Annotated in this window: 9 protein-coding genes; 8 read left to right on the forward strand and 1 reads right to left on the reverse strand. The window is 69.5% G+C overall.

The genetic code is table 11. The features are described from left to right. The first annotated feature begins 32 nt into the window (after window positions 1-32). Genes ACXC9Q_RS35425 through ACXC9Q_RS35435 form a run of 3 tightly spaced genes read left to right on the forward strand, consistent with a single transcriptional unit; the run spans window position 33 to window position 1,701 of the window. Window positions 33-719 carry a DUF6345 domain-containing protein gene (locus ACXC9Q_RS35425; RefSeq protein WP_457061005.1) on the forward strand — a complete coding sequence of 229 codons (687 nt, stop codon included), beginning with the start codon at window positions 33-35 and terminating at the stop codon, window positions 717-719. A gap of 1 nt (window position 720) precedes the next feature. Continuing rightward, the gene (locus ACXC9Q_RS35430) at window positions 721-1,398 is read left to right on the forward strand and encodes a hypothetical protein (protein WP_457061006.1); all 678 of its coding nucleotides are present in this window, start codon (window positions 721-723) and stop codon (window positions 1,396-1,398) included. A gap of 15 nt (window positions 1,399-1,413) precedes the next feature. After that, complete coding sequence (locus ACXC9Q_RS35435) at window positions 1,414-1,701, forward strand: hypothetical protein (RefSeq protein WP_457061007.1); 288 nt, start codon at window positions 1,414-1,416, stop codon at window positions 1,699-1,701. A gap of 60 nt (window positions 1,702-1,761) precedes the next feature. Here ACXC9Q_RS35435 and ACXC9Q_RS35440 read toward each other — a convergent pair whose 3' ends face one another. Then, window positions 1,762-4,137, reverse strand: coding sequence for an immune inhibitor A domain-containing protein (locus ACXC9Q_RS35440; protein ID WP_457061008.1), 2,376 nt, complete (start codon window positions 4,135-4,137; stop codon window positions 1,762-1,764). Window positions 4,138-4,366: 229 nt separating this feature from the next. Here ACXC9Q_RS35440 and macS point away from each other — a divergent pair, with 229 nt between their 5' ends. The 5 genes from macS (at window position 4,367) to ligD (ending at window position 12,527) form a co-directional block, all read left to right on the forward strand. Beyond that, on the forward strand, window positions 4,367-5,491 hold the full coding sequence (gene macS, locus ACXC9Q_RS35445; RefSeq protein ID WP_457061009.1) for a MacS family sensor histidine kinase: 1,125 nt from the start codon (window positions 4,367-4,369) through the stop codon (window positions 5,489-5,491). A 106-nt stretch (window positions 5,492-5,597) separates the two neighbouring features. After that, entirely contained in the window at window positions 5,598-6,236 is a 639-nt protein-coding gene (locus ACXC9Q_RS35450) for a response regulator (protein WP_457061010.1), read from the forward strand. 149 nt (window positions 6,237-6,385) lie between these two features. Then, a complete protein-coding gene (secD, locus tag ACXC9Q_RS35455) occupies window positions 6,386-8,686 on the forward strand; it encodes a protein translocase subunit SecD (protein ID WP_457061011.1) in 2,301 nt (766 codons plus the stop codon). A gap of 875 nt (window positions 8,687-9,561) precedes the next feature. Continuing rightward, window positions 9,562-11,559 (forward strand): ATP-dependent DNA helicase, encoded by a 1,998-nt coding sequence (locus ACXC9Q_RS35460; RefSeq protein WP_329479419.1) that lies wholly within the window; start codon window positions 9,562-9,564, stop codon window positions 11,557-11,559. A 5-nt stretch (window positions 11,560-11,564) separates the two neighbouring features. Further along, window positions 11,565-12,527: a non-homologous end-joining DNA ligase gene (ligD, locus tag ACXC9Q_RS35465; protein WP_457061012.1), complete on the forward strand. Its 963-nt coding sequence runs from the start codon at window positions 11,565-11,567 to the stop codon at window positions 12,525-12,527. Window positions 12,528-13,139: the final 612 nt, after the last annotated feature.

The following is a 13,139-nucleotide window of genomic DNA, read 5'->3' on the forward strand; positions in this document are numbered from 1 at the left end:
CGCTGTGTCATCCTCCGAATTGGGGGTGGGGGATGGCGGTCAGGGTGGGTGTCGCTTGGGCGACCTATTTCCAGCGCAAGCCGTATCAGTTCTATCCGCGACTTCGGTACGCCTACAAACCGCCGTCGCTGTTCCTGCAGGCCATGATCGAGGCCGGTGACCGAGCGAAGTGGCTCGGTAGCGACGAACAGTTGGTGACTAGCTGTTTCGATCCGCAGGGTCGAGCGCAACAGGTCGACATCCTGTACCTCTCCAGCCACGGCCTGACCGGTGCGAGCGGCTTCGAGGTCGCCCTGCACGCCGGTGACTGGCCGTTGTTCGGTGGCGGCTTCGGCGACACCGGCCCAACGGTGGTGGTCTTCGACTGCTGCGAGCTGGCCGACGTCCAGGTTCCGAACTGGAAGCAGGACTGGGAGACTGCTCTGCTGGGGCAGGGGCTCCGCCTCGTACTGGGCTTCTCGACCAAAGCCTCGGGCTCCCGCAAGGCGGCTGCAAGGGGTACCGGATTCGCCGACGAGTTGATCGCCAGTCCGAATCAGTCGATCAAGGAGGCGTGGTTCACCGCGATCCACAACAGCACCAGCACCAACGAGGAGCCGGTCGCCATCGCGTTCGGCGACAGCGATGCCGACGCGCAGGACGTGCTGGACACCATGTCCATCGGGTCCTTGTACGGTCCGCGGGCCAACACCGTTCCGACCGTGCGGACGGAGCCGTGAGATGGCATGGCTCATGGTGGGGCTCAGTGCCGTCGGTGACTGGGCCGAGGCGCAACAGAACCGGTTCGTGGCGGTGCCACCGAGCATCGAGTTCGCCCCGGTCAGGCGGCAGCACGAGGTGGCGGAGCAGATTCTGGCGGAGCTCGGCCTGAACGGTGAGGTCCAGCGCAGGTCCGGTACCGTCCGGCTGTTCGGCGAGCCGGATCAGTTGTGGTCGGCGGCCCTCGGCTACGTCGACGTGACAGACCTGCCCCGCGAAGTCGAGTTCGGTGGAGACGAGCCTCCTCCGAGGCCGCCGCCGTTCGTCCGCCGGGAGGCGGCGACCCGGATCGAGGGAGTGCCGGCGACCGGTCCGGGTGGCCGGATCACCCAGTTCGCTCACCGTGGTGGGGACTTCGTCGACGTGTCGGTACGGCCGGTCGCCATCCTGACCGATCCCGGCGAGTGGCGTGATCCCGGTGAAGTGCAGGCGATCGCGGAGAACCTTGTCGGCAGCGTACCGAACTACGAGCTGTACGTGGCGTTCGGTTACTCCGAGCCGTCCTGCTACGAGGCGGCCGATCGAACCGACGCGGCGTTCTCCCTGCTTCTGGACGGGTTCGCGCCGGACGGTACCGGGCCGCGGTGGCAGCAGTGCTTCGAGATTCCGGCGGACCGGACCCTGCCGGTCGACGATTGAGAGCGGGGAGGGGACGTGGCCGACTATCTCGGCATTGCTCTGGGGGTCTTCGTGGCGGTGGTGTACCCGATCCTGAAGGGGTACGTCACCGAGGAGTTCTCGACCAAGGCCGTCGAGGTGCCCAAGTGGGTGAAGGTGTACGGCGCCCTCGTGGCGCTGTGCCTGGTCAGCGCGTTCGCCGTACTCGCGGCGTTCCGGGCGGCCAAGCCGGACACGGAGATCACCTTCTGGGTCGCCGTCGTGATGGGCTTCGGGTACGAAGCCTCGGTGGAGAAGATCTTCGGCAAGCCGCTGACCGCCTGACGGCGCGGCGGCCCGGGTCTTCCGACCCGGGCCGCCGTTGCCGTTCAGTTGCTCAAGGCATCACTTGCGCTTGGAGACCTGGACCTTCATGGTCGTGCCGTTGCGCGAGAGGACCTTGATGTTGACGCCGTTGTTCGGCACCTTGACGCCGGCCTGCGGCTGCTCCGGGTACCAGTACTGCAAGCTGTCGTTGAAGGTGGAGACAGCGTTCTGGCCGCGGATGTAGCTCGCCTGCCCATTCACGTGCAGGGTGAACGAGTCTGCCTTCTCCAGACCGAACGGGGCGTCGTACCCGGCGACCCGCGGCCGCCAGATCTGGCCGTCGAGGCGGTTGATCGGGACCGGGTGGCTGTCGATCGGCAGAATCAGACCCTGACCGGGGTGTTCGTTGGTGTTGTTGTCCTCCTGCGAGGTGTCCCAGTACCAGAGCAGCAGACCGTCCTGGTACGGGAAGTGCTCGACCTTGTCCGGCAGCGTGCTCGCCCAACCGAAGTTGTACGGGCCGGTCTGCAGGTACTGGTCGTGGTCGACGTAGTTGATGTGCGACGCCATGTAGTAGTTGTCGTGCAGGGTGGTGAAGCTCGCGCCGGCCGCGCTGAAGCCGTTCAGCGTCCAGCCGTCGGGCGAGGTCTCGGCACCGGACGTGACCACCGCGGTCGTGCCCGAGGTCACCTTGATCTCGTCGGCGAAGAAGCCCTTGCCGCCGGCCGCGGGGTCGGTGGTGTAGCGGAACTGCAGGCCGATCGTCTTGCCGGCGTAGGCCGACAGGTCGAAGGTGGCCGGCTGCCAGCCGGTGCTGGTGCCGTCGATGCCGTTGCCCTCGGCCGCCTTGGTGATGTTGCCGGCGATCGGCTTGTAGCCGGTGCCGTCGTTCACCTCGACGTAGGCGTAGTCACAGGCCTCCGCGCCACAGTCCTCGATGTCCCAGTTCGCCTGGAAGGTGAGGCTGGCGGGCTGGCCGGCCGGCAGCGTGACCTGACGGTTCATCGTGTGGGTGAAGTTGTTGCCTTCACCACTCCACCATGACTTGGTGCCGGCCGCCGGTGGCACCAAGTCGTGCACCAGCGGCTTCTTCGGCAGTGTCACCACCAGGCTCTGGGCCTTCTTGGTGTTGTACTCGTGCGGGCCGAGCTCGACGGTCCGGTTCTGGCCAGCCGCGACGATCTCGTAGTCCAGCCAGCCGAGCTGCAGCTTGTCCCACGCGTTGAAGTCGGCCGCCTGCTCGCCGAGGCCGCCGTCGGTGGCACTGCTGACCCGGCTCTGCGCCATGATCGTCCACCAGTTCACGCCGTTCTCGACCGGCGCGCCAGAGGTGTCGTACTCGTCCGGCAGACCGAGGTCGTGGCCATACTCGTGGGCGAAGACGCTGATCCCGCCGTTCTCCGGCTGGATCGTGTAGTCGCCGACGTACAGGCCGGTGTCGCCGATCTGGGCGCCGCCGCGGTTCGGCTGGTTCACTGGGCCGCCGGGGAAGTTGGCGTACCAGCGGTGCGACCAGATCGCGTCCTCGCCCTGCTGCGGGTCGCCGTCGGCCTGGTCGCCGCCGGCGTGGACGATCTGGAAGTGGTCGATGTAGCCGTCCGGCTCGTTGAAGTTGCCGTCGCCGTCGTAGTCGTAGCGGTCCCACTGGTCGAACGTCTTCAGGTCCGCGGTGATCTGCGCGGTGGTCCGGCCGGCCGCCTTCTGGTCGGCGACCCACTGGTTGACCGCGTCCTGGATCAGGAACCAGGTGTTGTTGCAGACGTTGCCGGCACACGGGAACCCGTTCGACCGGCCGTAGCGGGCCTCGTTGTACCTGACCTTGACCCAGTCGGTGACCTCGCCGTCGACGCTGTACCGGCCGGACGACTGCTTCTCGTAGTACTCCTTCACCGAGTTGCCGTTGCCGAAGTACAGGTCCTGGAAGTGCTTCTGGTCGTAGTTCGGCTGCCAGACGGTCGAGTTGTCCACCGACCGGTCCGGCGCGGGGATCGCGTTGTGCAGCGGGCCCTCGAAGGTGGCCGGGCCGGGGATGGCGGCGTTCTGGTCCTTGTCCGGGTAGCTCGGGTGCCGCTCGTTGCCGAACTCGGCCAGCACGACGAAGATCTTGTCGGTCTTCTCCCGGCTCAGCTCGACGTACTGGTCGACCCGGCCCTTGGCGTTCTTCACACCCTTCGCGCCGACCTGCTTGCTGCCGAGGTTGACGACGGTGCTGCCGTCGCGCTGCTCGACCTTGGCGGTGCCGTTCAGCACCTTGGTCAGGGCCTCCTGCCGCAGTTCGCGGCGCTTGTCCTCCTGCGGGCTGGACAGTTCGTCCGGCGCGGGTGCCGCCTCACTCGCGACCGGCGCGGCGCCCATCTCCCGGGGCGGTGTGGCGGCATCGCTGGCCGAGGCCCACCCGAGCCCGGCCGTTGCCGCCAATGCCAGGCTGAATAGCCCGGCGGGTAGCTTGCGCACGATTCCCCTCCATGCTTGGTCGATGCCCGCCGCGTATGGTGACGCGGCGTAGTCAGTTGCTCCCCCGAGCGTGTTTTGCGCGAGAGTACGGGGAAAATCGGCAGAGCTGAAGTAGATTGCCGGAATTTCGCCAAAGCTGCGGGGAATCCTGCGTCATCGGTGGAACTACTCAAGCGCCCGCGTACGACGCCTCACCCGCGGCAGCCCCCGGAGTTGGCAGACTGTGCTAGTGGAGCGCGAGACGGTCGACCTGCTGCAGCCCCTGTGGCGTGCGCTCGTCGTGTTCCGCGTGATCACCTGGGCGTTCGCCTGCTTCGGCGTCTGGACCCGCTGGGACGGGATCGTCCGGCCGTCCGGCGCGCTGCTCCTGCTGGCGGTGATGGGCGTCTGGACGGTGATCTCCTCGATCGGCTACAGCCGGCGCTGGGGACGGCGGAACACCCGGCTCGCGTTCGCCGACCTGATCGTCACCGTCGGCTGCATGTACGCGACCTTGTGGGCGCAGCCGCTGGTCGACATACGGGCCGGAGCCTCCGTACTGACCTCGGTCTGGGCGGCCGGGCCGGTGCTCGCACTGGCGATCTCCCGCGGCCGGGACGGCGGCCTGCTCGGTGCGGCCACGATCAGTCTCGCGCTGCTCTCGCTGCGCGGTGTCGACAATGCCGCGAGCATCCTCGCCAACGTGCAGCTGCTGCTGGTCGCGGGCCTGGTTGTCGGGTACGCCGCCTCCACCTTGCGGCAGGCGGGAGCACGGCTGCGGAAGGCGATCGCCACCGAGAGCGCGACCGCCGAGCGGCTGCGGCTCAGCCGGTCCATCCATGACGGTGTCATGCAGGTGCTGGCCCAGGTCCAGCGCCGCGGTACGGCGATCGGCGGCGAGGCGCTCGAACTGGCCGCGCTGGCCGCCGAACAGGAAGTTGCCCTGCGCACCTTGATGTCGACCCGGCCGGCCGTTGCCGAGGGCGACCGCGTCGACCTGTGCGGATTGCTCCTGCTGCTGGCCACGCCGCGGGTGGACGTCGTCGTACCGGCCGGGCAGGTGTTGTTGCCGGCCGCAACCGCGGACGAACTGGTTGCCGCGGTCAAGGAAGCGCTGAGCAACGTGACCAAGCACGCCGGCCCCGAGGCCCGTGCCTGGGTGGTGATCGAGGACCTCGCCGACGCGGTGGTGGTGTCGATCCGCGACGATGGGATCGGTACGACGCCGGCCCGGCTCGAGCAGGCCCGGGTCGACGGGCACCTCGGCGTGAGCCAGTCGATCCGCGGCCGGATCACAGACCTGGGCGGCACCGTCACGGTCCGGACCGGGCCTGGCGAGGGAACCGAGTGGGAATTGAAGGTGGTGACGGCATGACTGTGTTGAATTCCGCGCCTCCGGCGCGGGGGTCTTGGGGCTTCGCCTCCCGCCCTTCCCTCGTCGCTGCGCTCTCTGCACTCCTCAGTCCAGGGCGGGAGGCCCCATGACCAGGGTCATGATCGTCGACGACCATCCGATGTGGCGTGAGGGGGTGGCGCGCGATCTGGGGAGCCGCGGGTACGACGTCTGCGCGACGGCGTCGGACGTGTCAGGCGCGGTGAAGGTCGCACTGGCGACCCGGCCGGACGTGGTGGTGATGGACCTGCAGCTCGGCGACGGTTCCGGTGTCGACGCGACCCGGGAGATCACGACGGCCTTGCCGGACACGCGAGTACTGGTGTTGTCCGCCAGCGCCGAGCAGGACGACGTACTGGCGGCGGTGAAGAACGGCGCGTCGGGGTATCTGGTGAAGTCGGCGTCGCTGGACGAGTTCGACGACGCGGTACGGCGTACTGCCGAGGGCGATGCGATCTTCAGCGCCGGCCTGGCCGGGCTGTTGCTGGGGGAGTACCGCCGGCTCGGGGCTGCTGGGCCCGAGGTGCCGAAGCTGACCGACCGGGAGACGGAGGTGCTCCGGCTGGTCGCGCGCGGGCTGACCGCCCGGCAGATCGCCACCCGGCTCGTGCTCTCGCACCGGACGGTGGAGAACCACGTGCAGAACACGCTCCGGAAGCTGCAGCTGCACAACCGGGCCGAGCTGGTCCGCTACGCGATCGAACACGGGTTGGACACACCCGAATAGACCTGGGCGCTGGTTACAGTCGCGACCTGGTCGCTTGTGCGATTGTTCGCCGTACCGCTTGAATGGCTTCGTACACTATGCGTTCCACCCTCGGTGGATGCTCTCTGTCACGACACCCGCACTATGGGTGCCCAGCTCCGGAGGCTGTAGTGAACCGGTCGTCCCTCATCCGCGCGCTGCTTGCGTTCTTCGTTCTCGCGGCATCGACGTACGTCGTCCTGACGGCCCGGCCGCAACTCGGCCTCGACCTGCGCGGCGGCACGCAGATCGTGCTGGAGGCCAAGGACTCGCCGACGGTCAAGGCGACCAAGGAGACCACCGACAAGGCGACCCAGGTGCTGCACCGGCGGATCGACGCCCTCGGCGTCAGCGAGCCGAACGTGACCCGCCAGGGCGAGAACCGGATCATCGTCGAACTGCCCGGCGTGCAGGACCCGCGCGAGGCGGCGAAGGTGATCGGCAAGACCGCGCAGCTGACGTTCCACGAGGTGCTCGACCAGGTCGCCGCGAAGCCGGCCAAACCGGCAGCGGGTGAGGTCTACCTGCCCAGTGACACCGGGCAAGGCTTCCTGCGGCTGGCCAAGCCGGCGATGACGGGCGAGCTGGTCAGCGGGGCCGAGGGGGTGCTCGATCCGCAGCAGGTCGCCCAGGGCTGGTTCGTCGAGATGAAGTTCAAGGGCGACGGCGGCAAGATCTGGGCGAACATCACCGGCAAAGCCGCCTGCCAGCCGGTCAACACGCCGCAGCGCCTGATCGCGATCGTGCTCGACAACGAGATCATCAGCGCACCGCAGGTCGATCCGAACGGTGGCAACCAGCTCTGCAACCTCGGCATCGCCGGCGGGACCACGACGATCTCCGGCTCGTTCGCCGAGGCCGACGCCAAGGACCTGGCCGCGCTGATCTCCGGCGGCGCGCTGCCAGTGCCGGTCGAGGTCATCGACCAGCGCACGGTCGGCCCGTCGCTGGGTCAGGACGCGATCCAGGCCAGCGCACTGGCCGCGATCATCGGGCTCGCCCTGACCGCCTTGTTCATCGTGATCGTCTACCGCCTGGTCGGCCTGATGGCGGTCCTCGGCTTGGTCGGGTACGCCGGGATGTCGTACGCGGCCCTGACCGCACTCGGAGCCACGCTCACTTTGCCCGGTCTGGCCGGCTTCGTGCTGGCGATCGGGATGGCGGTCGATGCGAACGTGCTCGTCTTCGAGCGAGCCCGCGAGGACTACACCTCCGGCCGCACCGACGGCCTGCGCCGGTCGCTGCGCAGCGGCTTCCAGAACGCGCTGTCCGCGATCGCCGACTCGAACATCACCACCCTGCTCGCCGCCGGACTGCTCTTCTTCCTGGCCGCCGGCCCGGTCCGTGGCTTCGGTGTCACGTTGAGCATCGGCGTGGTGGCTTCGATGCTGTCCGCGCTGGTCGTCACCCGGGTGCTGGCCGAGTTCGCCGTCTCGCGAGGTTTCGTACTGCGGCACCCTGGGCTGAGCGGGATCGCGGGGCACGGCCGGGTTCGGACCTGGCTGGAGTCGCGGCGGCCGTCGTTGATGAAGCACAGCCGGCGGTGGTTGCTGATCACGGCGGTGGCAATCGTGGTTGCCGTCGCGGGGGTTGCGGTGCGCGGGCTGAACCTCGGCATCGAGTTCACCGGTGGGCGGCTGCTCGAGGTGAGCACGGCCCAGCGGATCACGCCGGACCAGGCCCGGGCCGCGGTGGCGGAGGCCGGCTACCCGAGTGCGGTGGTGCAGGCGTCGGGCACCGACGACATCACCGTGCGGACCGGGACGATCAGCGACGACGAGGCGGAGAAGATCCGCGAGTCCATCTCCCGGATCGGCGGCGGCACCGAACTGGTCCGCAACGAGAGCATCGGCCCATCGCTGGGTGACGAACTGCGGAACAAGGGCCTGATCGCGCTCGGCATCGCGCTGCTGGCCCAGTTGCTCTATCTGGCTGCCCGATTCCGCTGGACCTTCGGCGCCGGCGCCGTCCTCGCACTCGTGCAGAACGTCGCGGTCGTGATCGGCGTCTTCGCCTGGACCGGGAAGCCGATCGACGGCATCTTCCTGGCCGCGGTCCTGACGATCATCGGCTACACCGTGAACGACTCCGTCGTGGTCTTCGACCGCATCCGCGAGACCCGCAACGCCCGCTCGACGGACAACCTCGCCAGCATCATCGACACCGCGATCGTCAACGTCCTGCCACGCACCATCAACACCGGCATCTCGACACTCTTCATCCTGAGCGCGCTGCTCTTCCTGGGCGGCGACTCGCTGGCGGACTTCGCCCTCGCACTGCTCCTCGGCATCCTCGTCGGCACCTACTCGTCGAACCTGACCGCGGCGCCGCTCCTGCTCGAGCTCGAACGCCGCTACCCGGCACCGCCGCCCCGCCCGAAGCGCCCCCAGGTCGCCCGCGACGCCCAACCCGACCGCGGCGCCGTGGTCTAACCCCGCCCCCCACCACCTCGCCCCGCCCTCCACCACCTCGCCGCGGCCGCCGCCACCTCGCCGCGCCCGCCACCACCTCGCTTCGCCCTCCACCACCTCGCCGCGCCCGCCACCACCTCGCTTCGCGCTCCACCACCTCGCCGCGCCCGCCACCACCTCGCTTCGCGCTCCACCACCGCCCTTCCCGGCTCGTTGCCGCGATCGCGCCCCGCCGGTATGCATGCAACCAGCTGCACTGCCGGCGCCTCCACCACCCCTCACCCACCCGGCCGCTCTTCCACTTTGTGCACCGGCCAACCGTCCGCGGCCCGGTTCGATGGTTGACCGGTGCACAGGGTCGCCACGTGTGGTCGGTTGTGTGGCTGCGCGCCGCGGATGGGTCGCTGGCGGCGGTCGTCCGGGATGGCTGACGAGTCGGCCTCCGACCGACCGCACCCCCCGGGGCGCTGCCACTTTGTGCATGGACCGACCGTCGGCGGCCCGGTTCGGTGGTTGACCGGTGCACAGGGTCGCCACGTGTGGTCGGTTGTGTGGATGCGCGCCGCGGATGGGTCGCTGGCGGCGGTCGTCCGGGTGGCTGACGAGCCGGCCTCCGACCAGCCGCAGCCCCCCGGGGCGTTGCCACTTTGTGCACCGGCCAACCGTCCGCCCCCGTTCGATGGTTGGCCGGTGCACAACGTCGCCGCGCGCGCCGCGCCGGCCTACCCCCAGCCGAGTCGTGGGTTCTGGTCGATGGTTCGGCGGTGAGCCTCACCGTGATCCACGACTCGGGGGGTGGGGTGCGGCGGGTGGTTGCGGGAGCGGGAGGTGGTGGGGGTGGGTTGTCCACAGGAGGGGCGGCGGACCGGAAATGTGTCGGTCTTGCGGGCTAGGGTGTGGCGGTGGGTGTTGACGTACGCGAACTGCTCGAAGCCGCTGTCTCCGGAATCAACGGTCAGACACGACCTGGTCAGGTGGAGATGGCCGAGGCCGTCAACACCTCTATGCACGACGGCTCCCACCTTCTCGTCCAGGCGGGCACCGGCACGGGTAAGTCCCTCGGCTACCTCGTCCCGGCGCTCCTGCATGCGATCGAGGACCGCCGCGTCGTGGTTTCGACCGCGACTCTCGCGCTCCAGTCCCAGCTCGTCGACCGCGACGTCCCGGCCCTCCTCGACGCGACGGAGAAGCTTCTCCCGCGCAGACCGTCGTACGCGATCCAGAAGGGCCGCAACAACTACGCCTGCCTGCACCGCATCCGCGAAGGCGCGCCGGACGACGACGGCATGCTCATCGACGTCCCACCGCCCGGGCAGGTCGGCCAGCAGGTGCTCGAGCTCCGCGACTGGGCCGAGCAGCAGCTGCTCGACGGCGAGGCCGGCGACCGCGACCACGCACCCTCGCATCAGTACCAGGCCTGGCAGCAAGTCGCCATTGCCGCCCGCGAGTGCCTCGGGGCGCAGAAGTGCCCGTACGGCGAGGAGTGCTTCGCGGAGAAGGCCAAGGAGCAGGCCCGCAAGGCCGACATCGTCATCACGAATCACGCGCTGCTCTCGATCGACGCGTTCGAGAACCGCACCGTCCTGCCCGAGCACGACGTCGTCATCGTCGACGAGGCCCACGAGCTGCCGGCCCGGGTCACCGGCGCCGCGGGTGACGAGCTCTCGCCGCAGATGGTCGAGCGCGCCGCCAAGCGCTCCCGCCGCTTCGTCGACGACGACAAGGCCGACGACCTGATCGACGCCTCCGACGCTCTCCGCGCCGCCCTCGACGGCACCCGCGAAGGCCGCATCGAGGCGTCGAACGGTCCCGTGCTCGAGGCCGCCGCCCTCGTCCGCGATGCGGCCCGCGGGCTGTACTCCGACCTGAACAAGAAGTCCGACGACAAGGACGACGATCCCGACGGCGCCAAGCGGCAGGCCAAGGGCGCGGTCAAGGAGATCTTCGACGTCTCCGAACGCGTCGCCGCGCTGAGCGACCTCGACGTCGTCTGGATGACCGACCGCGACCGCTTCGGCCGCGAGCTTCGGATCGCCCCGCTCACGGTCGCGGGTCTCCTCCGCGAGCTGGTGCTCAAGGACCGCACCGCCGTTCTTACCTCGGCGACGCTGTCGCTGGGCGGCGACTTCGACGCGATCGCCCGCCAGGTCGGTCTCCGCCCGGCCGACAAGCTCGAGGACGACGACGAGATGCCAGAGGTCGACTCGGATTCCGAGACCGGCCCGCTCCCGTGGCGTGGTCTCGACGTCGGTTCGCCGTTCGAGTACGAGAAGCAGGCGATCCTGTACGTCGCCAAGCACCTGCCGCCGCCCCATCGCGACGGACTGGGCCAGAAGCAGTTCGACGAGATCATCGATCTGGTCACCGCCGCGGGCGGCCGGACGCTCGGCCTGTTCTCGTCCCGGCGGGCTGCCGAGGCGGCGACGGCTGCGGTCCGCGAGGCGACCGACCTGAAGGTGCTCTGTCAGGGTGACGCGCAGCTGGGCGAGCTGGCCCGCGAGTTCGTCGACGACCCGGAGACGTCACTGTTCGGCACCCTGTCGCTCTGGCAGGGCATCGACGTACCGGGCTCGACCTGCAACCTGGTGATCATCGACCGGGTCCCGTTCCCGCGTCCGGACGAGCCGCTGATGGCCGCCCGCCAGCGCGCCGTCGACGAAGCCGGCGGGAACGGGTTCATGGCCGTCGCCGCGACCCACGCCGCGCTGCTCCTCGCGCAGGGGACCGGCCGGCTGATCCGTCGCAGCTCCGACCGCGGGGTGGTCGCGATCCTGGACCCCCGCATCGTCACCCAGCGGTACGGCGCCTTCCTGCGCGCCTCCTTGCCCCCGATGTGGCCGACCGCCGATCGTGAGAAAGTGCTCGGCGCCCTGAAGCGATTGCAATCGACGTGAGCCCCGTGACCGGTCCGCCGGTGCTGCCGATGATGGCGGCGCTGGGGGAGATGCCGTCGGGCGCGGGCTGGTCGTACGAGATGAAGTGGGACGGCATCCGCGTCATCGCCGAGGTGGATGCCGGTGTCTGCCGACTCTGGTCGCGGAACAGCCGGGACGTGTCCGGCGGCTACCCCGAGCTGATCGGGCTGGCCGAGGCGCCGGGTTTGCGGCTGCCCGCCGTACTGGACGGCGAGATCGTCACCCTGGACGAGAACGGCGCACCCTCGTTCGGCCTGCTGCAGCGCCGGATGCACGTCCGCGATCCGCGCCACCTGCGTCACCTGATCACCGAGGTCCCGGTCTCGGTGCGGCTCTTCGACGTCCTTCGCCTCGACGGCAAGTGGTTGCTAGAGGCAACGTACGACGATCGCCGTGGACTGCTGGACTCGTTGGAGATCGGCGACCCGTTCTGGGAGACACCGCCCGCGTATGACGACGGGGAGGCGGCGCTGGAGTTGTCGGCGTCGACCGGGCTCGAGGGAGTGGTGGCGAAGCGCCGGAAGTCCCGGTACCTGGCCGGCCGCCGCAGCAGCGACTGGATCAAGGTCAAGCCGGTGCAGACGCGCGATGTGATCCTCTGTGGCTGGCATCCGGGAGAGGGCAACCGCGAGGGCAAGATCGGCTCGTTCTACTGCGGCGCGTACGCCGAACCGGGCGGCGACCTGGTCCTGATCGGCAAGGTCGGCTCGGGTCTCGACTTCGCCACCCTGGACATGCTGTCCGCCGAGTTGGCCGGCCTGGAGATCGACCGCCCACCCTTCGACCCTGCCACGATCCCCGGACCCGACCGCCGTCGCGCCCACTGGCTCGACCCGGTGCTGGTTGCTGAAGTCACCTACTCCGGCTGGGCCGCCGACGCCCGCCTCCGTCATCCCGTGTGGCGGGGCCTCCGCTTGGACATCAACCCCGAAGCGGTCCTCGTCTGAGCCCGTCCCCGCGAGTCCGCCCCACTCCATCCCACGCCGCACTCGAATCAGGCCGACACCCAGCCGCACGCCGGCCCGACACCACTCCCGGACCCGCACACCCCTCGGGCGACCTCGGACCGGGACCTTGCACACGATCTGGGGACCTGGGACAGGTTGTGCGATGTCCAAGGACCCGATGACTTGTCCGAGGCCCCGGCCGAAGGAAGCTGAGCAGCGTCTCGAGGACCCGGCACCCCGGGTAGCAGGCCTTCCGCGGCAGCCGGCACCCGCGGCTCCCCGCGCTGGGCGCGGGCCCCCGACCACCGGGTTGGCACCGGGCGCCGGGCAAACCCACCGGGTTGGCACCGGGCACCCTCCCGGACCCGCACACCCCCGGGCGACCTCGAACCGGGACCTTGCTCACCATCTGGGGACCTGGGACAGGTTGTGCCATGTCCGAGGACCCCATGACTTGTCCGAGGCCCCGGCCGACGGAAGCTGAGCAGCGTGTCGAGCACCCGGCATCCCGGGCAGCGGGCCTTCCGCGGCACCCGGCACCCGCGTCACCCCGGCGCTTGTGCCAGCCGGCGCCCGCGGCACCCGGCGCCCGCGGCACCCGGCGCCCGCGGC

The organism is Kribbella sp. CWNU-51 (assembly GCF_054073265.1).

What these genes read in the sequence shown, in the direction of transcription:
- ACXC9Q_RS35425 (WP_457061005.1), top strand. Translation starts at nt 33, where the DNA reads ATGGCGGTCAGGGTGGGTGTCGCTTGGGCGACCTATTTCCAGCGCAAG.
- ACXC9Q_RS35430 (WP_457061006.1), top strand. Translation starts at nt 721, where the DNA reads ATGGCATGGCTCATGGTGGGGCTCAGTGCCGTCGGTGACTGGGCCGAG.
- ACXC9Q_RS35450 (WP_457061010.1), top strand. Translation starts at nt 5,598, where the DNA reads ATGACCAGGGTCATGATCGTCGACGACCATCCGATGTGGCGTGAGGGG.